At 63.0% G+C, this 24,944-nt stretch carries 22 protein-coding genes; 9 read left to right on the top strand and 13 right to left on the bottom strand.

Translation table 11 applies throughout. The annotated features are described in order from the left end of the window. Positions 1-3: 3 nt before the first annotated feature. The 5 genes from X743_RS156840 to X743_RS156860 all read right to left on the bottom strand — a co-directional run bounded on the left by X743_RS156840 (position 4) and on the right by X743_RS156860 (position 5,310). The gene (locus X743_RS156840; RefSeq protein WP_023765511.1) at positions 4-1,050 is read right to left on the bottom strand and encodes an NAD(P)-dependent alcohol dehydrogenase; all 1,047 of its coding nucleotides are present in this window, start codon (positions 1,048-1,050) and stop codon (positions 4-6) included. 15 nt (positions 1,051-1,065) lie between these two features. Continuing rightward, positions 1,066-1,878 carry a carbohydrate ABC transporter permease gene (locus X743_RS156845; protein ID WP_023765510.1) on the bottom strand — a complete coding sequence of 271 codons (813 nt, stop codon included), beginning with the start codon at positions 1,876-1,878 and terminating at the stop codon, positions 1,066-1,068. Beyond that, positions 1,875-2,741, bottom strand: a complete 867-nt coding sequence (locus X743_RS156850; protein WP_023765509.1) for a sugar ABC transporter permease — start codon at positions 2,739-2,741, stop codon at positions 1,875-1,877. Before X743_RS156850 ends, X743_RS156845 begins: the two co-directional genes overlap by 4 nt. 150 nt (positions 2,742-2,891) lie before the next feature. Beyond that, the gene (locus X743_RS156855; RefSeq protein WP_023765508.1) at positions 2,892-4,163 is read right to left on the bottom strand and encodes a sugar ABC transporter substrate-binding protein; all 1,272 of its coding nucleotides are present in this window, start codon (positions 4,161-4,163) and stop codon (positions 2,892-2,894) included. A gap of 229 nt (positions 4,164-4,392) precedes the next feature. Further along, positions 4,393-5,310: an AraC family transcriptional regulator gene (locus X743_RS156860; protein WP_023765507.1), complete on the bottom strand. Its 918-nt coding sequence runs from the start codon at positions 5,308-5,310 to the stop codon at positions 4,393-4,395. Between the two features lie 251 nt (positions 5,311-5,561). Between X743_RS156860 and X743_RS156865 the strand changes: the two genes are divergently transcribed. Further along, a complete protein-coding gene (locus X743_RS156865; protein ID WP_023765506.1) occupies positions 5,562-6,965 on the top strand; it encodes an MATE family efflux transporter in 1,404 nt (467 codons plus the stop codon). 64 nt (positions 6,966-7,029) lie between these two features. Here X743_RS156865 and X743_RS156870 read toward each other — a convergent pair whose 3' ends face one another. The 7 genes from X743_RS156870 to speB all read right to left on the bottom strand — a co-directional run bounded on the left by X743_RS156870 (position 7,030) and on the right by speB (position 14,237). Beyond that, positions 7,030-7,464, bottom strand: coding sequence for a peptidylprolyl isomerase (locus X743_RS156870; RefSeq protein WP_013891815.1), 435 nt, complete (start codon positions 7,462-7,464; stop codon positions 7,030-7,032). Positions 7,465-7,701: 237 nt separating this feature from the next. Next, entirely contained in the window at positions 7,702-7,827 is a 126-nt protein-coding gene (locus tag X743_RS1000000172025) for a hypothetical protein (RefSeq protein ID WP_023765505.1), read from the bottom strand. 164 nt (positions 7,828-7,991) lie between these two features. Continuing rightward, a complete protein-coding gene (locus tag X743_RS156875) occupies positions 7,992-10,676 on the bottom strand; it encodes an EAL domain-containing protein (RefSeq protein WP_023765504.1) in 2,685 nt (894 codons plus the stop codon). A 300-nt stretch (positions 10,677-10,976) separates the two neighbouring features. Continuing rightward, a complete protein-coding gene (locus tag X743_RS156880) occupies positions 10,977-11,624 on the bottom strand; it encodes an amino acid ABC transporter permease (protein WP_023765503.1) in 648 nt (215 codons plus the stop codon). Further along, complete coding sequence (locus X743_RS156885) at positions 11,621-12,277, bottom strand: amino acid ABC transporter permease (protein WP_023765502.1); 657 nt, start codon at positions 12,275-12,277, stop codon at positions 11,621-11,623. Before X743_RS156885 ends, X743_RS156880 begins: the two co-directional genes overlap by 4 nt. A gap of 6 nt (positions 12,278-12,283) precedes the next feature. Further along, complete coding sequence (locus tag X743_RS156890; RefSeq protein WP_023765501.1) at positions 12,284-13,093, bottom strand: transporter substrate-binding domain-containing protein; 810 nt, start codon at positions 13,091-13,093, stop codon at positions 12,284-12,286. A gap of 82 nt (positions 13,094-13,175) precedes the next feature. Further along, complete coding sequence (gene speB / locus X743_RS156895) at positions 13,176-14,237, bottom strand: agmatinase (protein WP_023765500.1); 1,062 nt, start codon at positions 14,235-14,237, stop codon at positions 13,176-13,178. A 211-nt stretch (positions 14,238-14,448) separates the two neighbouring features. Here speB and gcvA point away from each other — a divergent pair, with 211 nt between their 5' ends. From gcvA to X743_RS156935, 8 genes are all read left to right on the top strand, one after another. Then, positions 14,449-15,423, top strand: a complete 975-nt coding sequence (gene gcvA, locus X743_RS156900; protein ID WP_023765499.1) for a transcriptional regulator GcvA — start codon at positions 14,449-14,451, stop codon at positions 15,421-15,423. Between the two features lie 133 nt (positions 15,424-15,556). Continuing rightward, positions 15,557-16,861 (top strand): nicotinate phosphoribosyltransferase, encoded by a 1,305-nt coding sequence (gene pncB, locus X743_RS156905; protein ID WP_023765498.1) that lies wholly within the window; start codon positions 15,557-15,559, stop codon positions 16,859-16,861. A 186-nt stretch (positions 16,862-17,047) separates the two neighbouring features. Then, a complete protein-coding gene (locus tag X743_RS156910; protein WP_023765497.1) occupies positions 17,048-18,487 on the top strand; it encodes a hypothetical protein in 1,440 nt (479 codons plus the stop codon). Between the two features lie 153 nt (positions 18,488-18,640). Further along, positions 18,641-19,945, top strand: coding sequence for an ABC transporter substrate-binding protein (locus tag X743_RS156915; RefSeq protein WP_023765496.1), 1,305 nt, complete (start codon positions 18,641-18,643; stop codon positions 19,943-19,945). A 218-nt stretch (positions 19,946-20,163) separates the two neighbouring features. Further along, positions 20,164-21,045 (top strand): branched-chain amino acid ABC transporter permease, encoded by an 882-nt coding sequence (locus X743_RS156920; protein WP_023765495.1) that lies wholly within the window; start codon positions 20,164-20,166, stop codon positions 21,043-21,045. Next, entirely contained in the window at positions 21,042-22,004 is a 963-nt protein-coding gene (locus tag X743_RS156925; protein ID WP_023765494.1) for a branched-chain amino acid ABC transporter permease, read from the top strand. Before X743_RS156920 ends, X743_RS156925 begins: the two co-directional genes overlap by 4 nt. Further along, positions 22,001-22,726: an ABC transporter ATP-binding protein gene (locus X743_RS156930; protein ID WP_023765493.1), complete on the top strand. Its 726-nt coding sequence runs from the start codon at positions 22,001-22,003 to the stop codon at positions 22,724-22,726. The genes X743_RS156925 and X743_RS156930 overlap by 4 nt, the downstream gene beginning before the upstream one ends. Beyond that, positions 22,723-23,457, top strand: coding sequence for an ABC transporter ATP-binding protein (locus tag X743_RS156935; RefSeq protein WP_023765492.1), 735 nt, complete (start codon positions 22,723-22,725; stop codon positions 23,455-23,457). Before X743_RS156930 ends, X743_RS156935 begins: the two co-directional genes overlap by 4 nt. Here the strand turns inward: X743_RS156935 and X743_RS156940 are convergent, their stop codons facing one another. Continuing rightward, the gene (locus X743_RS156940) at positions 23,458-24,840 is read right to left on the bottom strand and encodes a sodium:proton antiporter (RefSeq protein ID WP_023765491.1); all 1,383 of its coding nucleotides are present in this window, start codon (positions 24,838-24,840) and stop codon (positions 23,458-23,460) included. Between the last annotated feature and the right edge of the window lie 104 nt (positions 24,841-24,944).

Genomic DNA, 24,944 nt, shown 5'->3' with positions numbered 1-24,944 from the left:
TGGTCAGGCCTTCTCGCTCGAAATCAGGATCTGCAGCTTGACGTCTTCCGGCTTGCCCGCCGCCGCCCGCTCGAACGCCGCGATGCTGTCGGAGAAATCATAGGTGCCGGTGATCAGCGGATTGAGGTCGACCTTGCCCGATGCGATGAGCTGCAAGGCGCGGTCGAAGATGTTGGCGTAGCGGAACACCGTCTCGATGCGTACTTCCTTCGATATGGCCGCCGGCACGTTGAGCAACACAGGCTCCACCGGCAGCCCGACCAGCACCACCGCGCCACCGGGGCGCACGACGTCGAACAAATTGGTGAACGCCTTTGGGCTGCCGCTGGCCTCGAAAACGATATCGGCCCCCCAATTGTCGGTCGCTACCGCCACCGCATCGGCCAGCGACTGTTCGCCGATATTGACCGGGACGATGCCGGGATAACGCGCCGCGATTTCGAGCTTGGGGGCGGAGAAGTCGGAAATCAGCACCTTCGAGCACCCGCCGGCGAGGGCCGCCAACGCGATCATGATGCCGATCGGGCCGCAGCCGACGACGACGGCGACGTCGCCCGGAACGATGCGTGCGCGGGCGGCCGCCTGCATGCCGATGGCGAAAGGTTCGACCATCGCGCCTTCGGCGAAGGAGACATTGTCCGGCAGCCTGTAGGTGAACGCGGCCGGATGGACGGCTTCAGGGGCGAGAATGCCATGCACCGGCGGCGTCGCCCAGAAGGTGACGTCCGGGTCGACATTGTAGATGCCGAGCTTTGTCGCGCGCGACGACAGGTTCGGCACGCCCGGCTCCATGCAGACGCGGTCGCCGACCTTCAGCGTCCTGACATTGGCGCCGATTTCGATGATCGTTCCGGACGCTTCGTGGCCGAGCACCATGGGGGCGCGCACGACATAGCTGCCGATGGCGCCGTGGGTGTAGTAGTGCACGTCGCTGCCGCAGACACCGACCGTGTGGATGGCGATCCTGACGTCGTCCGGCCCGACATCGAGCGGCAACGCGATCTCGCGCAAGGCCAGCTCACCCTTCTTCTCAAGCACCAGTGCCCGCATCGTATCGTCCTCGCTTCAAGTCTTTTTTTGCCGGAAAACGGAATTCAGGAAGCCGCTGAGCACGCCGAGAAACAAAAGCGGCGGCAGCGACAAAAGCACGACCGAGGCGTTGAGGATCCCCCACGGCACGTTCATGCCTTGCTGGGATAGTTCCGAAGCGACGATCGGCAAGGTCTTGGCGTTGGAACTGGACAGCATCAGCGCGATCAGGAACTCGTTCCAGACCAGCACGAAGCTGAAGGCGACCGCGCCCGCCAGGGAGCGGGCAGCCACGGGCAGCGCGATCCGCCAGAACACCGAATAGGCGCCGTAGCCATCGACGAAGGCAGCTTCCTCGACCTCCTTCGGCACGGCCTGGAAGGCGGGGATGGCCAGCCACATGATCACCGAGATGGTGAGCAGCGAATAGGTGACGATCAGCGCCGCCAGCGTGTCGTAGAGCCCGAGCTGAAGCCAGATCACCATCAGCGGGATAGCGACCGCCACCGGCGGCAGGAAGCGCAGCGACAGCACGAAGAACTGGATGTCGCCGGCCCAGCGGTTGGGGTAGCGCGCGACGGCGTAGGCGGCCGGCAGTCCGAGTACCACGCCGATCAGCACCGCAACCCCGCAGGCGATGACCGAGTTGTAGAGACCGGTCATGACGCTGTCGCGGCCGATGATGTAGCTGATGTTGGCAAGGGTCGGCGTGAACACCAGGCGCGGGACGCGGGTGATGATGTCGACATTGTTCTTCAGCGAATTGAGCGCTGTCCACAGCAGCGGAAACACGGCCATGAAGCCGGCAAATGCCAGCACGGCCTTGCCGATGAGCCTACCCGGCCTCATGCCTGCACCCGCTTCCACAGCATGGTGAAGGTGATGACGGTGGCGATCATCATCAGCACGGCCATCGCCGAGGCGTAGGACATCTTGCCGGATTCGATGAAGCCTTGCGAGAAGGCGTACATGTCGAGCGTTTCGGTGGCCACGCCCGGACCGCCGCGGGTCATGACATAGATCAGGTCGAAGGAGCGCAGCGATTCGATCATCTTGACGAACATCAGGCTGATCAGCGGCGCCTTGAGCATCGGCAAGGTCACATAGGCGTGGATCTGCCAGCGCCTGGCATGGTCGAGCCGCGCGGCCTCGATCGGCTGGGGCGGCAGCGTTTCCAGGAGCTTCAGGACGATGACGGCGAAGAACAGGCCCCATTGCCAGACATCCACCGACGCGACGGCGAACAACGCCGTCGCCGGCTTGGACAGTGGGTCGAAGATCAGCCCGCCGGTCAGCAGGCGATAAGGGTAGGTGGCGATGCCGTAGAGCGGGTGATAGGCGAACTTCCAGACGAAGGCCGCCGAAACGCGCGGCAGCAGCACCGGGATGATGAACAGCAGGCAGTAGACATTGCGCAGGCGTGGGCTGGCGACCTCGAACATCAGGACGCCCAGCCCGATCGCCACAACCATCGTCGCGACAACAGTGACGAACTCCCATTTCACCGACACCCAGACAGCGTTGAGAAAACGCCGGTCGGCGAACAGGTCGGCGAAATTCGAGAGCCAGACATAGGAATAGGCTGTCGAAGAGAGCTCGCGGTTCTGCAGGGCGATGACGATGGCATAGAGCGTCGGCACCATCGACAGGATCAAGAGAATGACGAGCGTCGGCACCACAAACGTGACCGGCAAGGAAGAGCGTCGTGGCATCTGTCTATCCCTGGCTGCGTCTCGAGCGATTGAGCATGGCTGGACCTTTTCGCGATGGCTGGCTCAAACGGCAATGACGGGAACCCGCGGCGCACAGGTCCCGACATCCGCTTGAATGCCGTGGACCGTGCGCCGCGGGGGGAGGATGGCTTATTTCTTCACCAGATCGTTGGCATAGGCCTCGAGCTCGTTGAGGCCGCCCTTGATGTCGGTGCGGGTGCCGGTGACCAGTTCCTCGAGGATGATGCCCCAGCGGTCGCCGAGATCCGGCCAGCGCGGATCCTGCCAGAAGTTGACCGCCGTGACCTTGCCGGTTTCGGCCAGCGCCTGTCCGAGATCGGCGCCGTAGATATCGGAGAATTCCTTGCTGGACAGGACGCTGGTGCGGTTCAGCTCACCGAACTGGTGGGCATCGAGCCGACGCTTCTCGTTTTCCTTCGAAGTCGCCCAGGCGATGAACAGGCCGGCGCATTTCTTCGAGGCATCGTCGGCATTGGCCTTCGCAGCGATGGCGAGGCCATGGCCATAGCCGCCGCCGGTGAGCGGCGATGGCGGCGGCAGGAAGCCGATCTTGCCGACCACTTGCGAGGTCTTCGGGTCGACCGCCATGCCGGACAGCGGCGTCGATTCGACGAGGATGGCGACCTGGCCCGACAGGAAGGCGCCAGTCGATTCATCCCAGCTGCCGGTCTGCGTGCCGGGCGCAGAATCCTTGAACAGCTTCAGGTAGGTCTCGGTTGCCTTGACGGCCGCATCCGAATTGAAAGCCGGCTTGTCGCCGTCGAACCACTGGCCGCCATAGGCCTTGAAGAACGGCATCCAGCGCCAGACATTGGCGCCCGAGCCGCGTGCGCCGCGCAGCGCGATGCCGTACATGCCCTTGTCCGGATTGGTCAGCTTCGGCACATCGGCGATCAGCTCGTCCAGCGTCTTCGGCGGCTGGATGCCGGCGGCTTCGAGGACGTCCTTGCGGTACACCATCAGGTCGCCGCCACCGGTCAGCGGCGCAAACCAGACCTTGCCGTCATAGGTCGCGACCTTCTGGCGGCCAGGATCGAAATCGGCGTAGTCATAGTCAGCCGGATAGTAGTCGGTCAGCGGCACGATCCATTTCGAGGAGGCAAACAGGGCAACGTTGGCTTCGTCGACATAATAGACATTGTAGTTGCCGACAGTGGACGCATCGGCGCGCGATTTCGCCCGGCGGTCGTTCTCGTTCAGATAGTCGATCTGGAAACCGGCGCCGGCAAGCTTCTCGAACTCGGCCTTGGAGTCCTCCAGAAGGGTCAGGCCATCGCGTGGCTGGGCCAGCACCTTGACCGGCACCGAGCAGACAGGTGCCTGCGCGAGCGCGAGGGTGGAAACGGTAGCGGAAAGCAAAAAAGCTGCGCCAAGGCTGGCAGCGAGCCGAACTGGTTTCATGGTCTTTCTCCTCCAGGTACACTTCGCAGGAAGCGCAAAGTCCTCGGTTCAGCGATCCTCACCATCGCCCGAGCGACATGCCACCCATCGCCAAAATGCGGAGTTGCGGCGGCTCGTGCTAGAAGCTCCGTTGCAGCAGACCTGTACTTTTATGCATTGTGCAGCGCAAAAAAGGGCGCCCATCCAGGGCACCATTCACGTGAGTACCGATTGCACCTGAAATGGCGGTTTATGCGCGCATCGTCAGCCGCTGCCGCGACAGCTTGCGATAGGACGACGGCGTCATCTTGTGCTTGCGCATGAACGCACGGTTGAAGTTCGAGATGTTCATGTAGCCGACCTGGAAACAGATGTCGGTGATCGGAATATCGGTGTCGGCCAACAGCTTGCAGGCCTGCCAGAGCCGGAGCTTGGCGAGGTGGTCGCTGAAGGAGTTGCCGGTGTTCTTCTGGAAGAAGCGCGAGAATGTGCTCTCGGTCATCCCCGCGAGTTCCGCCACTTCCGGCAGCTTCAGGTCCTCGGCGAAATGCTGGAAGAGATAGGTCAGTGCACGCTGGATGATGTCCAACGAGGCGGCATCCAGGACCGGCGAGAAATCCGGCGGCGACAGCAGTTCGTATTCGTCGGTCCTGGCGAGGAGATCGACCAGTTCGAGGAACAGGCAGAGGCGGGCGAGCCCATGCACGGTTCCCATCCGCTCCATAAGCGCGGCGCCTTCCAACGCGGTGCGGCCGTGAAAGACCATGCCGCGCGCCGACCGCTCCAGGAATGGTTCCAGTTCGCGCAATTCAGGCAACAGGCCGGCCGAGCCGCGCAGCCTCTGCGCATCGAACTGCAGGACGATGTCGCGGCCCTCGATCAGTTCGCCCGGCTGCACCGCCGTCACCCAATCGTGCGGCAGCCCGCCGCCGACGATGGTCAGGTAACCCGGCCCGAACTCGCCGATATGATCGCCGACCAGGACCACGCCGGAGGATTTCCGCAACAGATGGATTTCGTATTCCGGATGGAAGTTCCAGACATTGCGCTCCCACGGATAGTCGTCCAGCCGCCACAGGAAACTGTCGCTCGCCTCGGTGACGATATGTTCGAAGGCCGGCGCCGTGCGCAGCGTCGCAACCGGGTTTTTTCGCTGTCTGAACGCCATCCATTCCTCCCGGCGGGTTCGCCGGCTGCCTATCTCCGAGGCAATCCGTAACAGCCCGTGGCCGGCAAGGGAACGAGGCAACGCTTCCCTGGAACGGTGCTGGCTCAATCTGTTCCCGCCCCTCCTCCCTTGCCTTCATGTCGCGTTTCGTCCAAAAGCTGGCGCAAACGCCGCGAAACCGAAGGTTTTGCCGTTTGATATGCGGCTTCCGGCTTTAATGCCGACGTGCCGTATCTGGAAAGAGCGGAACAATGTCTGCGATCGAAGCCGGCGCTCGCGCGCCGGAAAACCTTTGGCGTCAGGAAATCAGGGCGACGCTGGCGCTCGCCTGGCCGATGGTGCTGACCAATCTCGGCCAGACCGCGATGACGGCGACCGACGTCATGATGATGGGGCGTCTGGGGCCGGACACGCTGGCCAGCGGCGCGCTTGGCGCCAACCTCTATTTCATGCCGCTGATCTTCGGCCTTGGCCTGATGCTGGCGACCTCGCCGATGATCGCGACCGAACTTGGCCGTCGCCGCCATTCGGTGCGCGACCTGCGCCGCACCGTGCGCCAGGGCCTGTGGCTGGCGATCCTGATCTCGATCCCGATCTGGCTCGTGCTTTGGCATGGCGAGGCCCTCCTTTTGGCCATGGGCCAGGAACCGGCGCTGGCGCATCAGGCTGGCATTTACCTGCGCTGGCTCGAATGGGCGGTGCTGCCCTTCTATGGCTATATCGTGCTGCGCTCCTTCATCTCGGCGCTGGAGCGGCCGGGCTGGGCGCTGGTCATCGTCTTCGTCGCCGTCGCCTGCAACGCCTTCTTCAACTGGGTGTTCATGTTCGGCAATCTCGGCGTGCCGTCGATGGGAATCGCCGGCTCGGGCCTTGCCACCTCGCTGTCCTCGACGCTGATGTTCACCGGCATGGCTGTGGTGGTGATGCAGGAGAAGAAGTTCCGGCGCTACCGCCTGTTCGGCCGCTTCTGGCGGCCCGACTGGCCGCGCTTCAAGGGCCTGCTGCGGCTCGGCCTGCCGATCGCCGGCATCCTTGCCTTCGAGGTGACGATCTTCAATGCGGCGGCGCTGCTGATGGGCCTGATCGACGCGGATTCGCTTGCCGCGCACGCCATCGCCATCCAGATCGCCTCGATCTCCTTCATGGTGCCGCTTGGCCTCAACCAGGCGGTGACGGTGCGCGTTGGTCTTGCCCATGGCGCCGGCAATCCGGAAGGCGTGTCGCGCGCCGGTTGGACCGCCTTCGTCATCGGCGTCTCGTTCATGGCGCTGATGGGCTTGGTAATGGTCCTGTGGCCGCACCTTTTGATCAGCGCCTTCATCGATCTCGCCAACCCGGCCAATGCCAGGGTGATCGCGCTTGCCGTGTCGTTCCTGGTGTTTGCTGCCCTGTTCCAAGTGTTTGACGGCGCGCAAGCGGTGGCCGCCGGCATGCTGCGCGGCCTGCACGACACCAAGGTGCCGATGATCTATGCAGCGATCGGCTATTGGGGCGTCGGCCTGCCGCTCGGCGTGCTGCTCGCCTTCCATTTCGGCTTCGACGGGGTCGGCATCTGGATCGGGCTGTCGTCGGGACTGGCCGTGGTGGCGGCCCTGCTTCTGGGGCGCTGGCTGCGGCGGGATCAGATCGCACCGCCGCTGGCGTTCGGGCATTGAAACAGACCATCGCCGGTTGCCCGCCACCACCTTTCAGCCGGGATTCATCCCGTTGACGTAAGAACTACGCCGCCTGGACGATCTCGACCAATTCAACGTCGAACACCAGGTCCTTTCCGGCCAACGGATGATTGCCATCGAGCTTGACGCTGGCGTCGTTCACCCCGACGACCGTCACCGGCATGGGGCGCCCCTCGCTGGTTCTGACCTGCAATCGAGTACCGATATCGACGTTGATGTTATCCGGCACGCGGGCGCGGTCGATGGTCATGACCGCTTCGGGGCGGTGGGGGCCATAGGCGGCTTCGGCGGGAACGGTGACGGTGCTTTTCGCGCCGACCTCCATGCCCTCGACATGGGTTTCAAGACCGGCGATCACCTGCCCTTCACCCAGGGTGAATTGCAACGGTTCGCCGCCGGAAGCGTCGAATTGAGTGCCGTCGGCCAGACGTCCAGTATAATTGATGCGCACGGTGTCGCCATTCTTGGCCTGTGTCATGGCAGTCATCCTTTTTGGGAGCTTTTGAAGGGACCGGCCAGAGGTCGCGGTCCCGTTTTCGATCATCCACGCACTGAGGTGCACGGCGCGAAACTCTAAAACTAGGTGCCCGGCCGCAGATGTAAAGCGCTGGAGCTGCCAACCGGCTTCCCCGTGTGCCGCCTTCACCACCGAAAATCGCTCGATGTAGTCGCCGTAGTCGCCGTCGATGCCGGGTCAATACAACGTCCTCGCGGCTCAGTGCGCCGACGCGCGCTTCTCCAGGCGGCGGGCATACTGCGTCAGTGGAAAGCACATGACGAAGAAGATCAGCGCAACCAGGCCGTAGACCTTGAACGGTTCGAAGATCGCGTAGGCGGTCATGCCCCCCTCAGTCGGCCCAGTCCAGATTTCCGCAAACCCCTCGACGGCGCAGGGGAATCGACGGTCGGCTGCGACCGCCTCTACTCATTCACACTTTGTATGGATCGCCATCGCGTGAGGGCTGAAGCCTTTTCGGTCGGCGCCGGTGATCAATGCAATCTGAGCTATCTGCTGCGGCTCTCCAGCAACCTTTCGATCTGTCGGGAGGACACCGGTTTGCTGAAGTGATAACCCTGCATCTCATCGCAATTGTTTTTGCGGAGAAACGCCACCTGCTCGTCAGTCTCGACTCCTTCCGCAATGACTTTCATATTCAGTTTTTGACCGAGCGATATGACGGCACTCGCAACCGCCTGATCGTCTTCGTTCGTAGCGACGTCGTCGATGAAGGACTTGTCGATTTTTAGCCGTGCGATTGGAAATGTCTTGAGAGCAGTCAAGCTTGAATACCCTGTGCCGAAGTCGTCGATCGAAATCTGAACCCCTAAGCTTTGGAGTTTGTTCATCGTTGTGACTGCCAGACCGACATCCTGCATGATCAGGCTCTCTGTGAGCTCAAGTTCGAGATAGCAGCCCTCCAGGTCGCTCTCACTGAGCGCGTGAACGACACGTTCAACCAGGTTTTTTTCACTGAACTGGCGAGCCGAGACATTCACGGAAACGGTGATCGGCTCCAATCCGATATCTTGCCATGCCTTGTTCTGTCGACAAGCCTCGTGCAGGACCCAATCGCCTATGGGCACGATCAGGCCTGTCTCCTCGGCCGTGGGGATGAAGCCAACTGGAGCCATCGTCCCGTGTGTTGGATGGGTCCAGCGTATCAGCGCTTCTACGGCCATGATCTGCCCGGATCGGAGATCTATCTGCGGCTGATATAAGAGTTCGAACTCTGATCGTTCCAGCGCATTTCGAAGCTCTTCCTGCAATAAGAAGCGTTCATGGGCTCTGGTGTTGAACTCAGGAGCATAGAACTGGAAGTTGTCGCGCCCGACCTCTTTCGCCCGATACATTGCAGCATCGGCATTGGCCACGAGGCTTTCCGGGGCTTTTCCATCTTTTGGGTAATTTGCGATACCGAAGCTTGCTGTCGCCCTTACGCAATGGTCGCCCAATTGAAGCGGCTCCGCTATTGCTGTGCGGAGTTTCTGCAGCGTTTCTGCGATGAGGTCGACGTTCTTCGGTTGATCCGAAAGCACAAGGACGAACTCGTCACCGCCAAGTCGAACAATAGTATCGGTCGAACTGATGCACCCCACCATCCGTTCGGCGGCCGTTTTGAGCAGCCTGTCGCCTGCGTTGTGGCCGAGTGTGTCATTGATGAGCTTAAAATTGTCCAGATCGATGAAGACGACCGAAACCCAGAGATCATATTTTTCGGCGTGTAAAATCGCTTGCGAAAGTCGGTCCTGAAGCAGGGCTCGATTGGGTAGTCCGGTAAGCACATCATGGTTAGCCATGAAGTGGATCTGGTCTTCCGCCTTCTTGCGCTCAATGGCGATGCCGGCGATGCGAGTGGTAAAGTTGATCAGACGGGTCTCGGCCTCCGCGGGCTCACGAACCGTCATAGAGTACATTGCAAAGACACCCAGAACAGCGCCTTGGTGGGAAACTATCGGGGTGGACCAGCAAGAGCGGTAACCGTACCTCTCCGCCAGGTCGCGATAATCCTCCCAGAGAGGATCTCGCATGATGTCCGCAACTACAACCGGTTCGCGTCGAAACACAGCGGTCCCGCAAGATCCGACCTTGGGTCCGATGGCGACTCCATCGATGGCATTTATGTACCCTTCCGCCAAGCTCGGCGCCGCGCCGTGCCGCAGATGCCTGCCCTCCTTGTCGAGGAGCAACACCGAACCCAGAATCCCCGTGAGTTGCGATTCCATGAGATGCATCAGGCGCTCCAGCACGTCGTCCAGCGGCGCGCCGGTCGCAATCATCTCAAGGATTTGCGCCTGCCCGGTGCGGAGCATGTCTTCCCGCTTGCGGCCTGTTATGTCGTGAGCAATGCCGACCAAGCCAAAGACGTCATTTCGGTCGTTACGCAACGGTACCTTGGTTGAGGAAAGCCATTTGCCCGCCCCTGAACGATCGACAACGAATTCTTCCTCATCGATCATCGGCTGCCCTGTCTGCAGAACACTCAATTCGTCAGCTCGAAATTTGCTCGCAAGTTCGGGGGCGTGAAGATCGAAGTCTGTCAATCCAATCATGTCGCGGGTCGTTTCGCGTCCGCTGTCAGCTGCGAGCGACCTATTGGCCACAATGAAGCGGCTTTCCGAATCTTTGACCCAAAGATAATCGGGTACCCAGTCGATCAAGGTCTGTAGCGATATCCGCTCGTCGACTATCTGGCGTGTAGCGATTAGCTCGGTGACATCCTCGTGGGTCGAAACCCAACCTCCGTCCGGCATAGGGTGATGATAGACTTGCACCGTTCGTCCGTCGGCAAGATCGGCAGCCCACGTTCGCGATATCGCAGCTGAATTAACTGACCTGGCCAAAGCAAGATATTCGTCGACCGACATTGCGGATGTCCCTGCGGCGACGCGGTGCACCACGATCTCCCGCAGTGTAATGCCCGGGACAAGACGCTCGGGCGGCACCCGGTAAATTTCAGAATACCGAGGATTTGATAATATTAACCGCTCCTCGGGATCGAATAAACAGATACCTTGGGAGATGTTATCAATGACAGTCGCTAGCCGAAGGGCCTGAGCTTCGAGATTTTGAAGTTTAGCTTCCAAATCGGACTGGCGGCCTCCGTAGGAAGTCCTGACCAGTTTGGCCAATGCGGCAAGCCCTACCGACTCCGAATCTTCTACCGCCTTCTTCGCTGATTTTGATGCCAAGCTGGGCTCCTCCGGTTAGCTACTCCTCCGAAAGCAACAAACCCAGATTGAGCCTAGCCCGTAAACGTTATTGAAAACTGACTGACCGCAGGTGAATTGGACAGGATTTTGCCAACGCGTTGCGATCGGTCTCATGGTGAGAAGCCGTGATTGCCTTCTGCCGCCGGAGACTCGAATCGGCTTGTGGCGACACCACGATCCCAAGGCGGCCGCCTGCGACGTCAGCTTTCGGGAATGGTGAAGCTGATCTATACGGCCGACATGAAGCGCAACAGTCATCTGCGCCCTCATGCTCTCAGCTCAGCGAGCTTGCACCCGCTTCTCCAGCCGCCGCGCGTACTGCGTCAGTGGAAAGCACATGACGAAGAAGATCAGCGCGACCAGGCCGTAGACCTTGAACGGTTCGAAGGTCGCGTTGTTGATGGCGTTGGATGTCCTGACCAGTTCCTCGAAGCCGATGATCGAGGTCAGCGCCGTCGATTTGATCAGCTGCACCAGGAAGCCGACCGTCGGCGCGCGGGTGATCGAGAACGCCTGCGGCAGGATGATCAGCCTGAGCTCCTGCAGATAGTGCAGGCCGAGGCTGGCGCCGGCGTCCCACTGACCCAATGGCAGCGCGTCGACACCGGAGCGCCATATCTCGGCGAGATAGGCGCTGGCGAAGAAGGTCAGGCCGAGCACGGCCGCCGTCCATGGCTCGATACGCAGGCCGAGCATCGGCAGGCCGAAGAACATCAGGAAGAGCTGCATCAGCAGCGGCGTTCCCTGGAAGAGTGCGATGTAGCCCGAGGCGATGCGCCGGCTCCACGTGTTCTTGGAGATCCTGAAGAACAGCACAATCATGCCGACAATCGCGCCGCCGATGAAGGCGGCCAGCGACAACAACACCGTCCACCGGGCGGCCAGGAGAAGGTTGCGAATGATGTCCCAAAGCGTGAACTCGATCATGACACGCCAGCCCCCAGAACCTGGCGCCCGCCTGTGACCAGGAGCCGCCGCAAGGCCATCGACAGGAGGAGATAGACCAGCGTCACGACGAAATAGGTCTCGAACGACCGGAAGGTGCGCGCCTGCAGCATGTCGGCCTCATAGGTCAGCTCGCGCACCGCAATCTGCGACACCACGGCCGACTCCAGCATCATGATGACGATCTGACTGGTGAGTGCCGGATAGATGATCTTGAGCGCCTGCGGCAGCACGATCTTGATGAACACCTGGCGGGGCCGCAGCCCGAGCGCAAGGGCTGCTTCCGTCTGCCCGCCCGGCACCGCGTCGAGCCCGGCGCCGACGATCTCGATGGTGTAAGCCGCCATATTGAGCGTCATCGCCAGCATGGCGGCCAGGATCGGATCGAGCCTGATGCCGAGGCTCGGCAGGCCAAAGAAGATGAAGAACAGCTGCACCAGGAACGGTGTGTTGCGCATCACCTCGACATAGCAGGCGATCGCCCGTTTGAGCGGCACGGGACCGTTCCGCCGTCCCGCGGCGCCAAGGATGCTGAGCAGCGTTCCGGCCAGCGTTGTGACGGCGATCAATAGGATCGTCGTGGCGGCGCCGTGGGCAATGTCGCCCACAGCACCTGGGAGCCAGCCGAAGGCCACGGAAACTCAATCCTTGAGGTTGTCGGGGTTGAGCGGGGTCTTCAGCCAGGCTTTCGAGCTTTCGTCCAGTTTGCCGTCGGCCAGCATCTTGGCGATGGCATCGTTGACCGCCTTCTTGAGGGCGTCCTCATTCTTGTTGAGGCCGATATGCGAGGGCGAGGTGAGAAGCTGGAATTTCTGCTCCGGTTTCAGCGCGTCCTGCTTGGCCAGCACCTGCGCGCCGACATCGTTGCCGACGACCATCAGCTGGGTCTGGCCGGAGATGAAGGCCTGGATCACCGAATTGTAATTGTCGAAACGCTTGATGTCGGCCGAGGCTGGTGCGGCCTCGGTCAGCGAGGTGTCTTCGAGCGTGCCGCGATTGACGGCGATCGACTTGTCGGCAAGATCTTCCTTGCCTTTGACCGCCATCGCGGCCGGCCCGATCACCGCAATGTAATAGGGGGCGTAGGCGGCGGCGAAGTCGATGACCTGCTCGCGCTCCTTCGAATAGCCGACGCTCATCAGGATGTCGACGCGATGGTCGTTCAGATAGGGGATGCGGTTCTGGCCGGTGACGGCGACCGGATTGAGCTTCACCTTGAGCGTATCTGCGATGTACTGCGCGACGTCCATGTCGTAGCCCTTGAGGCTCATGTCGGCACTGGCCGAGGAGAAGGGCGGGAAGTCGGCGAAGACGCCGACATTGATGCTGCCGGCCTTGGTGATATCAGCCAGCGCGTCGGCGTTGGCCGCCTGCGTGGCGAAGCCCATACCGGCGGCGCCGAGCACCAGGACGGCGGCGATGGATGATTTGAGTGTCGTGCGGATTGTCATTGTCATTCCCCTGTCTGGAAGCTTTTGATTGTTGGGTCGGCCGCCGGCTCCAGCGCGGCGGCCGCCTTTGCGTTGTCGAACGTCAGGCGCCCTTGCCAGTAATTGCCGGGCTGAACACCATCAGGCTCAATATCTCGAACAGCACCTGGGCGGCGGCATGGGCGGTGTTGGTGGTGGCGTCATATTGCGGCGCCACCTCGACGACGTCGCCGCCGACAATGTTGAGGCCTTTGAGGCCGCGCAGCAGTTCCAGCACTTCGCGCGTGGTCAGGCCGCCGACTTCAGGCGTGCCGGTGCCCGGCGCGAAGGCCGGATCGACGCTGTCGATGTCGAAGGACACATAGGTTGGACCGTCGCCGACGATCTTGCGCGCTTTCTCGATGATGGCCGGGATGCCGAGCCCGGTCACCTCCTCGGCATGAACGACCGTCATGCCGGACTCGTAGGTGAACTCCCACAGATACTCGGCCGAGCCGCGGATGCCGATCTGGATGGTGCGGGTCGGGTCGAGCACGCCGTCGAGCACCGCGTTGCGGAACGGCCCGCCGTGGTGGAACTTGGTCATGTCGAACAGGCCGCTGGTGTCGCAATGGGCATCGATGTGGATGAGGCCCACCGGCTCTTTCTTGCCGACGGCCTTCAGGATCGGATGGCTGATCGAATGGTCGCCGCCGACCGACAAGGGAATGACGCCGGCATCGACGATCTGGTTGGTACGGCGTTCGATGTCCTCATGGCTGGTCTCGAGCCGATAACGGCTGCGAAAGGGCGTATCGCCGATGTCGGCGACCCTGAGTTCATGCGTCGGCGCGCATTCCAGCACGTGATTGTAGGGGCCGATGCGTTCGATGGCGCGCAGCGCCCTCGGCCCGAAGCGCGAGCCTGGCCGGTTGGTGACGCCGAGGTCCATCGGCACGCCGATCATCGCCACCTGCAAATCGCCGAAATCCGGATTTTCCGCCGCTATCTCGCGGTAGGGCGCGGCAAGGAAGGTCGGGATGCCGGCATAGGGCGCAAGCCGCGTGCCGCTCTTGGAAAAGATCTTGTCGGCGACCTTGCGGAACTTCGGGTCGAACATCTCGCCGCCATGGCTCTCGCCATATTTACGACGCAACGCGTCGAGCTTGCCGCGATCGTAACCCATATCCGCTCCTCCTGGGCTGATGCAGTGCGGCCCGTGGACGATCCGATGCGAACTGGCCGTCATCCGGCCGGGTCGGCTGTCCCGCTGGCTGCCTGCAGATTTGACGTCTTGGTGCTATTCCGTGCCAAAGTGTCCGGCAGCCGACTTGAAAAAGCAATTGATATTGTTAGGGTCTTCTCTGTGAGAAAAACTCACAAACAACGAGTCCATGATGGCCAAGCGCCTGCCACCCCTGAACCCGCTGCGCGCCTTCGAGGCAACGGCGCGCCATGGCTCGCTGACCAAGGCGGCGAGTGAGCTCAACGTCACGCATGGCGCCGTCAGCCACCAGATCAAGGCGCTGGAGCAGTCGCTCGGTGTCAAGTTGTTCGAGCGGGTCGGCCAGCGGGTCAAGCTGACGCCGCATGGCGCCGAACTCCTGCCGGCGGTATCGACCGCCTTCGACGGCATCGCCGCCGCCACGCAGCGGCTGACGCGGCCGGCAAGCAGCGGCGCGCTGTCGGTATCCTGCGTGCCGGCGCTGCTGCTTTTGTGGATGACGCCGAGGCTGGGCAGCTTCACCGCGCAATATCCCGACATCCAGCTGACGCTCATCCCCTCCAACGATGCCAGGGATATCCGGGCGCCGCATATCGATGTCTGCGTGCACTATGGCAACGGAACCTGGACCGATTGCTGGATGCGCAAATGGTCGGGCCTCGAACTGTTCCCGGTGGTCAGCCCGACCTTGATCAACAACCGTCCGATCCGCAGCGTCAGGGACCTTGCCGACCATGTCTTCCTGCATGGCGACGACGGCCGCGAGTGGCACACCTGGCTGGCCGCCGCCGACGCATTGGACCTCGAACGTGGCCGCCGCCATCACCTCGGCGATGCCCGCATGGCGACCGAGGCCGCGGTGCACGGCCATGGCGTGGCGCTGGGCGACTCCGTCACGGCAAGCGCGCTGCTGGCCAGGGGCATGCTGGTCGCGCCGTTCAGCCTGTCCGTACCGGCGGTCGATGAGTTCTACGTCGTCTGCCGCAATGAAATGCGGGCGACGCCGATCGTGCAGGTGTTCATCGACTGGCTGTTCGCCGAAAAGGCCGGGGATGACGGCCGCGCCGGCGCTCCGGTCGCCGGCCGTATCATCAGCCGCCGCAAGCGTCCGGCGCTCAAGGTCATCGGCGCGAAAACTGCGGGTTGAGCCGGCCGCGGATAGCCCCACGCAGGCCGTTCTTTTTGTCGGGCCAGCCTGAAAGCGGGCAGCGTTTTGGCCAATTCGATGCTATGAGGCCTGTCGCGATTGTGGATGGCAGGCAGCGAAGGCGGCAGCGAGCATGGCAAAAACCGATATAGCGCGGCGCGTCTACAACCACACCTGGAAGCTCGATCCGATCGTGCGCAGCCTGCTCGACACGGATTTCTACAAGCTTTTGATGCTGCAGATGATCTGGGGCATGTATCCCAAGGTCGACACTACCTTCTCGTTGATCAACCGCACGACCTCGGTAAAGCTTGCCGACGAGATCGACGAAGGCGAGCTGCGCGAACAGCTCGACCATGCCCGTACCTTGCGCTTCTCCAAGAAGGAGATGATCTGGCTCGGCGGCAACACTTTCTACGGCCGCAAGCAGATCTTCGAGCCGGAGTTCCTTGCCTGGCTGGAAGGCTTCCGGCTGCCCGACTACGAGCTGTCGAAGCGTGATGGCCAGTATGAGCTGACCTTCAGCGGGCCATGGATGTACACCACGCTGTGGGAGATCCCGGCGCTCGCCATCATCAACGAGCTTCGGTCTCGCGCCGCCATGCGGGCCTTCGGACCCTTCGCGCTCGATGTGCTCTATGCCCGCGCCAAGGCCAAGATGTGGGCCAAGACCGAGCGGCTGAAGGCGCTGCCCGGCATCCGCATTTCCGACTTCGGCACGCGCCGGCGGCATTCCTTCCTGTGGCAGCGCTGGTGCGTCGAAGCGTTGAAGGAAGGCATCGGCGAAGCCTTCACCGGCACCTCCAACGTGCTGCTCGCCATGGACAACGACCTCGAGGCGCTCGGCACCAACGCGCATGAGCTGCCGATGGTGTTCGCGGCGCTGGCCAAATCGGAGAAGGAGCTGAAGCAGTCGCCCTACAAGGTGCTGCAGGACTGGCAGCGCTACTATGGCGGCAATTTGCTGATCGTGCTGCCCGATGCCTTCGGCACCGCCTCGTTCCTGCGCGACGCGCCGGACTGGGTCGCCGACTGGACCGGCTTCCGCCCCGACAGCGCGCCGCCGATCGAGGGCGGCGAGAAGATCCTGTCCTGGTGGCGCGAGAAGGGCAAGGATCCCAAGCAGAAGCTTTTGATCTTCTCCGACGGGCTCGAGGTCGAGACCATCGAGGAGACCTACCGCCACTTCAAAGGCAAGGTGCGCATGTCCTTCGGCTGGGGCACCAATCTGACCAATGATTTCGAGGACTGCGCACCGATCGAAACCAACAGGCTGGACGCCATATCGCTGGTCTGCAAGGTCACCGAGGCCAATGGCAGGCCCGCGGTGAAGCTTTCCGACAACCCGGCCAAGGCGACCGGGAACCCTAGGGAGATCGAGCGGTATCTCAGGATTTTTGGCGAGAAGGATCGCGTGGAGCAGTTGGTCAAGGTGTGAGGGGTGGCTACGCCAGCCAAGATCGCAATCTTGGATATGCCGGGTTCCTTCGCGCCCCCCTCTGTCCTGCCGGACATCTCCCCCACGAGGGGGGAGATCGGATCTCATCTCCGCTTTCGCCAATTTTCAACGTCGCAAGAAGAGCGCCGATCGGGCGGTCTGCCAATCTCCCCACCTGTGGGGGAGATGTCCGGCAGGACAGAGGGGGGCGCCGTAGAGCGCTACCATCTGCTGTTGGCGTTATTATCTGCGGCGCTGTTGGCCCTCCTCCCCACCCCAGCCTTCGCCCACGCCTCCGACCGTGGCCACGTTCTGCTCTTGCCGACCGGCTACTATCTGGCCGGCGGCGCTTTCGCCGTGGCCGTCAGCTTCCTCGTGCTGGCCCTGCTGCCGCCCGCGGCTCTCGACAAATTCTGGCGCCGGCGCTTGCAACTCTTCACCGTCAGCGACGGGGCGCGCACCGCCGTCAGCCTGATATCTTTTGCCGGCTTTGCAATTCTCATTGCCGCCGGCCTGTGCGGCAGCCGCGACCCGCTCTCCAATCCGCTGCCGCTGCTGGTCTGGACGCTGATGTGGGCCGGCCTCACGCTGCTGCAGGGCGTGTTCGGCGACCGTTGGTCATGGCTCAATCCCTGGTACGGGCCCTGGCGTCCGACCTCACGTCTCTTGCGTGCGGGCGATGAAGGGATACTGCGGCTTCCCCGATGGCTCGGCTGCTGGCCGGCCGTCATCCTGTTTTTCGCCTTTGCCTGGTTCGAGCTCATCGATCCTGCACCCGACGATCCCGCGCGGCTTGCCGTTGCCGCCGGTGTCTATTGGCTGCTCACCTTCCTGGCCATGCTGGCATTCGGCTATCGAGGGTGGAGCCGCGGCGGCGAATTCCTGACGGTCTTCTTTTCGATGGTGGCGCATTTCGCGCCCATCGAGCGCAACGACGCTGGCCGGCTCGTGCTCTGCTGGCCGGGCGCCAAGCTGATCGCCGCCGAGCCGTTGCCGCCCAGCGGCATCGCCTTCCTGCTGCTTGCGCTGTCGTCGGTGTCCTTCGACGGCCTGTCCAAAACCTTCTTCTGGCTTAGCCTGTTCGGCGTCAACCCGCTCGAATTCCCCGGCCGCACCGCCGTGATCGGCAGCGGCACTTTAGGGCTCGTCCTGACGTTCCTGCTGCTGGCGGCGGTTTTCCTGCTTGCCGCCTGGCTCGGCCAGCGACTTGCCGGTCGCGATCGGCCATTTGGCCAGGCGGCGGGCCTGTTGGTCTGGTCGATCGTGCCGATCGCGCTTGCCTATCATGTCGCGCACTACCTGACGGCGCTGCTGGTCGACGGCCAGTATGCGTTGGCCGCCCTGTCCGATCCGTTCGCGCTGGGCTGGAACCTGTTCGGCACCGCCGAAATGCAGGTCGGGGCCGGCATCGTCGCCGGCGCCGGCTCGGCCTGGTGGCTGTGGAACGTCCAGGCCGGCGCCGTCATCCTTGGCCATGTGCTCGCCGTCCTCGTCGCCCACCGGCTTGCCTGGCGTCTGCATCCGCGGCCTGCCCGCGCCGCGCTCAGCCAGTTTCCGCTCACGCTGCTGATGATCGCCTACACCGTCTTCGGCCTCTGGCTGCTTGCCACGCCGACAGTTGGATGAGAAAAGAGCGGCCCCGATGTCGTTGGGGAAAGCTCGCTTGCTACATCAGGGCTTTGGTGATTTAGTTTGTACACATGCAATTTCGGCCCTCCGACAAGGGCGGCCTGCCGCGCTACAGCCATAGGTCAAAACTCAAAAAACAGGGGAACTGCCGTGACTGACAAGAATGGGTTTTTCGATCTCTCCAAAACCACGCTCTCTCGCCGCACGGCGCTGAAGGGCCTCGCCGCCGGCGCCGGCTTGACGCTCGCTCCCGGCTTCGTGCGCTACAGCCAGGCGCAGAGTTCGGCGCCGATCAAGATCGGCTTCCAATCGCACCGCACCGGCATCGGTGCCGCCTATGGCCGCTGGTACGAGAAGACCACCGCCGCCGCGGTCAAGGCGATCAACGCCGCCGGCGGCATCAACGGCCGCCAGGTCGAGGTCATCATCGAGGATGACGGCACCGACCCCGGCCGTGGCGCCGAGGTGGTCGGTAAGTTCGCCACCCAGCACAAGACCGACATCGTCTTCGGCACGCTGTTCTCGCACGTCGTCATCGGCTCGGCGCCCGCCGCCGGCGAAAACAAGATGCCCTATTTCGTCGTCAGCGAAGGCCACCACGTCGCATCGACGAAGCTCAACCGCTATGTCTTCCAGCCCGGCATCACCGATGTGAAGAGCCAGATCCAGTCGATGGCGCCGTGGATCGCGGCCAATGCCGGCAAGAAGGTGACGCAGATATTCCCCGATTTCGCGTTCGGCTACGACCATCGCGACTACCTGCCGCCGGCGCTGAAGGCGCAAGGCGCCGAGGTCATCGCGCAGATCGCCATCCCGCCGACGGAATCGTCCTTCACCAAATATTTCCCGCAGATCCCGGCCGAGACCGAAGTGATCTACCACGTCATGGTCGGCCCGGCAGTGCTCACCTTCGTCAAGGAACTCGGCGAATTCTACGGTTCCAACCGGCCGCAGCTGTTCGGCTTCATCGATTCGCTCGAGGCCACCGACATCAACAGCCCCGGCCTGGAATTCCTCGACGGCAGCCATTTCTGGGAAGGCTCGCCGCGCTACGCCCAGCCCGATGACAGCGAAGCGCAGAAGGCCTATCGCGCCGCTGTCGGCATCGACGACAATGGGGCAGCCGTCGGCGACCCCAAGGACGTCTCCACCGCCGCGCACATGTTCGGCTGCTGGGAAACGCTCTATGTCGTCAAGAAGGCGATGGAAGACGCCGGCTACAAGGGACCGGAGGACCGCGCCAAGCTGGTCGAGGCAACCGAGGCGCTGACCGCCTTCGCCGAAGGCCCGGAGCACCCGCAGGGGCCGAAAACCTTCAACGGCAAGATCCACCAGTGTTTCGGCATCCAGAACATCTCCAAGGTCGAGGGCGGCAAGCTCAAGGTCGTGCACAAGACCAAGATCGAGGACGGGCTTTACGAGGCCGAGGGGGATTATACGACGCAGGCGCTGTAGACCCAGCTTTGCCTGTAAGCGTGAGCGCCAAGGCACCCCCCTCTGGCCTGCCGGCCATCTCCCCCGCAAGGAGGGAGATTGGCTGTGTCCACCGGATTCGCCAATCGCCAAGGTCAGTAGGTGGCCGCCTTCGCGGAAACTGCCAATCTCCCCCCCTGTGGGGGAGATGCCCGGCAGGGCAGAGGGGGGTGCCTCGCGCATCCGCTGGTGTCTAGCCGATGCACTTCGGACCCCACCTCCTCCTCGCCGCCCTCGAAGGCCTCGTCACCTCCGCAGTGCTGGCGCTGACCGCGCTTGGGCTGTCGCTGGTGTTCGGCGTCATGCGTGTCGTCAATGTCGCGCATGGCGAGTTCTTCATGCTCGGCGCGGTGCTCGCCTGGGCGATCTCGACGGCGATCGGCGGCCATCCGGCGCTCGGTTTCCTGGCGGCACTGGTGATCGCGCCGCTGATCGTCGGCGCCATTGCGCTCATCGCCGAGCGGCTGGTGCTGCGCCGGCTGAACTACAATCCGGAAGCCACGATCGTTGCCACCATCGGCATGCTCTACATCATCCAGCAGCTGGCACTGACCTTCTACGGTCCGGAGGCGCGGCCGGTGGAGCCGCCCTTCAACTACCGCATCCTTATGCCGTGGTTCGGCTATTCCGGCTACAAGCTGTCTGTCGTCGCTGCTTCCGCGCTCTTGCTGATCGCGACCTGGCTGGTGCTGACGCGCACCAAGGCCGGCCTCGTCATGCGCGCCACGCAGTATGACAGCGAGACGGCGCAGGCTTTCGGCATTTCTGTCGGCCGCGTCTATGGCGGCGTCTTCGCGCTCGGCGCCATGCTGGCGGCCATCGCAGCGGTGCTGATCGTGCCGATCAGCCAGGCGCATTACCTGATGGGACAGGATCCGCTGCTGCTGTCCTTCATCGTCGTCATCATCGGCGGCCTCGGCTCGTTGCGCGGCACCGTCGTCGCCGCCGTGCTGATCGGCATGTCGGACGGCATCATCTCGATGTTCTTCTCGCCGACGCTGGCCAAGATCATCGCCACGCTGCTGGTCGCCATGGTGCTGGTATTCCGGCCGCAGGGCTTGTTCGGGACGGCCTCGCGATGAGTGAAGCATCGCCGGCTAAGGCCTACGCGATCCACCTCGGCGTGATCGCGCTGCTGTTCGTGCTTAGCTTCGTGCTGCCCGACTACTATCACGGCCTGCTCGCCCGCATCCTGGTGCTGGCGGTGTTCGCCATGGGCTACAATTTGCTGTTCGGCTATGTCGGCCTGCTCAGCCTCGGCCATGCGATGTTCTTCGCTGCCGGTCTCTATGGCGCTGGCCTCGCCGTCATCCAGCTCGGCTGGAACGTGCCGCTGGCCTTCGCCGCCGGAATTGCCTGCGGCGCCGTACTGGCGCTGGCGATCGGCCTTCTGGCGCTGCGCACCACCGGCGTCGCCTTCATGATCGTCACCATGATGTTCGCGCAGGTGTTTTATCTGCTCATCCTCTATTTCGCCGTGTGGACCGGCGGCGACCAGGGCCAGGTCGTGCCGCAGCCGGCACGCATCCTCAATCTCGGTGCGACCTCGCTCGACCTCACCAATCCGACGGTGCGCTACATGAGTGCGCTGGCGCTGTTCTCGCTCGTGCTCATGATCACGCTGGCCATCGTCCGATCCCGCCATGGCCGCGTGCTCGTCGCCATCCGCGAGAACGAGGAGCGGGCGAAGATGCTGGGCTACGACACTTTCTCCAACAAGCTCGCCGCCGTCGTCGTCTCCGGCGCGATCTGTGCGGCGTCGGGCGCCGCCTATGCGCTGCTGTTCGGCTATATCGGCTCGAGCTTCGCCTCGGTGCAGTATTCGATCCTGCCGCTGCTGTGGGTGCTGCTCGGCGGCGCCGCCACGACGCTTGGACCACTGATCGGCACGCTGTTCATGTACTACGTCATCGACATCACCAGCCGCTACACCTCGGCCTATCTGCTGATCGTCGGCATCGCGCTTATCCTGCTGGTGCTGTTCTTCCCGAAGGGCATTCTGGGCAGCATCCGCCAGCGCTGGCTCGGATGGCTGCCATGACGCCGCTTCTAACGACGAAAGGCCTGTCGCGCAGTTTTGGCGGTCTGCGTGCGGTCGACAGTGTCGATTTCACCCTGATGCCGGGCGAGATCCGCGCCCTGATCGGCCCCAACGGAGCTGGGAAAACCACCTTCGTCAGCCTGGTCAGCGGCCGCATCCAACCGACTTCCGGAGCGATCGTCTTCGATGGCACCGACATCACCGGTCTGCCGGCCTATGTCCGGGTCCGCCAGGGCATCGCCTACACGTTCCAGATCACCAGCGTCTTCGCCAATCTCAGCGCCTACGACAATGTCGCGCTGCCGGTGCAGCGCACGCTGAGCGACGGCCGCTCGAAGGGCGCCGTGCGTGCCGGGGTGATGTCGGCGCTCGAACGCACGGGACTGGCCGACCGCGCCCATATGCCGGCCGGGCAATTGTCCTATGGCCACCAGCGCCTGCTGGAAGTGGCGATGGGTCTGGCGCTGAAACCACGCCTGCTGATCCTCGACGAGCCGACGCAGGGGCTGGCCGACAGCGAGATCGACAATTTTATCGCGCTTGTGCGCGACATAGCCAACGGCGCCACGGTGCTCCTGATCGAGCACAACATGCCGGTCGTCATGCAGTTGGCGGACCGCATAACCGTCTTCAATGCCGGCAAGATCCTGGCCGAGGGCACGCCCGAGGCGATCCGCGAAAACGCCGCGGTGCAGGACGCCTATCTGGGGACGGCCCCATGATGGAAACGAAGACGCAGACGGGCAAGACGGAAGCCTTGGCAATTTCGGGACTGGACTGTTTCTACGGCGAGGTCCAGGTGCTCTATGGCCTCGACCTCGTGCTGAACAAGGGCGAGGTGTTGTGCCTGTTCGGCCGCAACGGCGCCGGCAAGACGACGACGCTGAAGGCGATCATGGGCCTTGTGCCAGCCGGCGCCGGCTCGATCAAGCTCGGCGGCCAGGAACTGACCGGCCTCCCGGCGCATGAGGTGCCGAAGGCCGGCGTCGCCTATGTGCCTCAGGGACGGCGGCTGTTCGCCGAGATGACGGTGGCCGAAAACATCGAGATCGGGCTGATGGCGCGCGGCAAGGGCAAGGACGTGCGGGAAAATGTCCTCGACCTTTTTCCGCTGCTTCGCCAGCGGCTGCGGCAGCGTTCCGGCACTCTGTCGGGCGGCGAACAGCAGATGCTGGCCATGGCGCGCGCGCTTTGCCTCGAACCGCAGGTGCTGCTGCTCGACGAGCCGACCGAAGGGCTGATGCCGTCGATGATCGCCAAAATCCGCGAGACGGTGGCCAAGCTGCGCGACATGGGCGTCTCGACCATACTGGTCGAACAACGGGTCGACGCGGTGCTGTCGGTCGCCGACCGGGTCTCGTTCATCGAGAACGGACGCAACCGCGAAACCGTGGATGTCGAGGACCTACGCGCCGACCCGTCGGCGGTCAGGCGCTACGTGGGCGTCGGTTGATCAGCCGAAGAACAGAAAGCCCGCAACCAGAAACGTCGGGATCAGCACCAGGCCGGACCACAGCATGTAGCCGAAGAAGCCCGGCATCCTGACGCCACGATGCCGGGCGATGGCATAGACCATGAAGTTGGGCGCGTTACCGATATAGGTGTTGGCGCCCATGAACACGGCGCCCGCCGAGATCGCGGCGAGCGTCGAGGCGAACTCGGTCATCAGATGCTGAGGATCGCCGCCGGCGAGTTCGAAGAACACCAGATAGGTCGGCGCATTGTCGAGGAAGGACGACAGCGCCCCGGTCAGCCAGAAATAGGCGAGGTCGTTGGGCTGGCCCGAAGGAGTGCTGACCAGCGACACCAGCGGCGCCAGCGCCCCCTCATGGCTTGCCCTGAGGATGGCGATGACCGGCACGATGCAGATGAAGATGCCGGCAAACAATTTCGCCACCTCCGCGATAGGCCCCCAGTTGAAGCCGTTCGCTTCGCGGTGGCTTTTGTAGGAGAGGGGGAGCGACAGCAGGGCCAGCGCCAGGATGATGGCGTCGCGCACCAGGTTCTGCAGCTCGAGACCGACGCCGAACACGGAGAAGCTGACGCCTGGCTTCCAGGCCGCCGACAAAAGGATCGCAGCGATGACGCCGGCCAGCAGCGGAAGGTTGGCCAAGCCGCGCAGGCGCACCTTCGTATCCGGCGTCGGATCCTTGATCTTTGGCGCGCCGGCCTCGCGCCGGTGCAGGATGATGTCGATGACCAGGAACATCGCCAGCACGACGAGGCCGACGAAAAGCGTCTCCCGGTAGAGATTGGTCGTTGTCCAGAAGAAATCGACACCGCGCAGGAAGCCGACGAACAGCGGCGGGTCGCCGAGCGGCGTCAGCGAGCCTCCGATGTTGGAAACCAGGAAAATGAAGAAGATGACGACATGGGCGTTGAACGGCCTGTTGTCGTTGGCGCGCAGGATCGGCCGGATCAGGATCATCGAGGCGCCGGTGGTGCCGATCACCGAGGCGAGGATCGCGCCGGCAAGCAGCAGCCCGGCATTGACCAGCGGCGTGCCATGGATGTTGCCGGCAAGCAGGATGCCGCCCGAGATCGTGTAGAGCGCGAACAGAAGAATGATGAACGACATGTATTCGGTGAGCAGCGCATGCAGCACCGCTTCGGTCGCCGAGGGGATGCCGAAGGCCAGCGCCAACGGCACGATCACCAGCGCCGCCCATAAGGCTGTGATCTTGCCGTAGTGATGCTCCCAGACGTGGTGGAACAGCAGTGGACCGGTGGCGATCGACAGCAGCAGCCCGGCGAATGGCAGCGCCCACCACAGCGACATCGCGGCGCCGGGCAGGCCGTGTTCTTCCGCCGCGAAAGCCTGTGTGGGAAGCAGCATCGCGAAAGCGACTATGGCATATGTGGCCCATAGGGAGATTGGATATAAGAAAGGCCCCCTCATCCGGCCGCTTCGCGGCCACCTTCTCCCCGCTGGGGAGAAGA

It is taken from the genome of Mesorhizobium sp. LNHC232B00, from assembly GCF_000502435.1.
GTDB classification, from domain to species: Bacteria; Pseudomonadota; Alphaproteobacteria; order Rhizobiales; family Rhizobiaceae; genus Mesorhizobium; species Mesorhizobium opportunistum.
The sequence above is the reverse complement of the archived record's forward strand: the minus strand, read 5'-3'. Positions and strand labels throughout refer to the sequence as shown.

Excerpts from the sequence above, each read along its gene's own strand:
- pncB (WP_023765498.1), top strand. The coding sequence starts at position 15,557 with ATGGCAAAAACCGATATAGCGCGGCGCGTCTACAACCACACCTGGAAG.
- X743_RS156840 (WP_023765511.1), bottom strand. The coding sequence starts at position 1,050 with ATGCGGGCACTGGTGCTTGAGAAGAAGGGTGAGCTGGCCTTGCGCGAG.
- X743_RS156860 (WP_023765507.1), bottom strand. The coding sequence starts at position 5,310 with ATGGCGTTCAGACAGCGAAAAAACCCGGTTGCGACGCTGCGCACGGCG.
- X743_RS156920 (WP_023765495.1), top strand. The coding sequence starts at position 20,164 with ATGCACTTCGGACCCCACCTCCTCCTCGCCGCCCTCGAAGGCCTCGTC.
- X743_RS156845 (WP_023765510.1), bottom strand. The coding sequence starts at position 1,878 with ATGAGGCCGGGTAGGCTCATCGGCAAGGCCGTGCTGGCATTTGCCGGC.
- speB (WP_023765500.1), bottom strand. The coding sequence starts at position 14,237 with ATGGGTTACGATCGCGGCAAGCTCGACGCGTTGCGTCGTAAATATGGC.
- X743_RS156880 (WP_023765503.1), bottom strand. The coding sequence starts at position 11,624 with ATGATCGAGTTCACGCTTTGGGACATCATTCGCAACCTTCTCCTGGCC.
- X743_RS156925 (WP_023765494.1), top strand. The coding sequence starts at position 21,042 with ATGAGTGAAGCATCGCCGGCTAAGGCCTACGCGATCCACCTCGGCGTG.
- X743_RS156890 (WP_023765501.1), bottom strand. The coding sequence starts at position 13,093 with ATGACAATCCGCACGACACTCAAATCATCCATCGCCGCCGTCCTGGTG.
- X743_RS156935 (WP_023765492.1), top strand. The coding sequence starts at position 22,723 with ATGATGGAAACGAAGACGCAGACGGGCAAGACGGAAGCCTTGGCAATT.
- X743_RS156855 (WP_023765508.1), bottom strand. The coding sequence starts at position 4,163 with ATGAAACCAGTTCGGCTCGCTGCCAGCCTTGGCGCAGCTTTTTTGCTT.
- X743_RS1000000172025 (WP_023765505.1), bottom strand. The coding sequence starts at position 7,827 with ATGACCGCCTACGCGATCTTCGAACCGTTCAAGGTCTACGGCCTGGTT.
- X743_RS156870 (WP_013891815.1), bottom strand. The coding sequence starts at position 7,464 with ATGACACAGGCCAAGAATGGCGACACCGTGCGCATCAATTATACTGGA.
- X743_RS156940 (WP_023765491.1), bottom strand. The coding sequence starts at position 24,840 with ATGCTGCTTCCCACACAGGCTTTCGCGGCGGAAGAACACGGCCTGCCC.
- X743_RS156930 (WP_023765493.1), top strand. The coding sequence starts at position 22,001 with ATGACGCCGCTTCTAACGACGAAAGGCCTGTCGCGCAGTTTTGGCGGT.
- gcvA (WP_023765499.1), top strand. The coding sequence starts at position 14,449 with ATGGCCAAGCGCCTGCCACCCCTGAACCCGCTGCGCGCCTTCGAGGCA.
- X743_RS156910 (WP_023765497.1), top strand. The coding sequence starts at position 17,048 with ATGTCCGGCAGGACAGAGGGGGGCGCCGTAGAGCGCTACCATCTGCTG.
- X743_RS156865 (WP_023765506.1), top strand. The coding sequence starts at position 5,562 with ATGTCTGCGATCGAAGCCGGCGCTCGCGCGCCGGAAAACCTTTGGCGT.
- X743_RS156850 (WP_023765509.1), bottom strand. The coding sequence starts at position 2,741 with ATGCCACGACGCTCTTCCTTGCCGGTCACGTTTGTGGTGCCGACGCTC.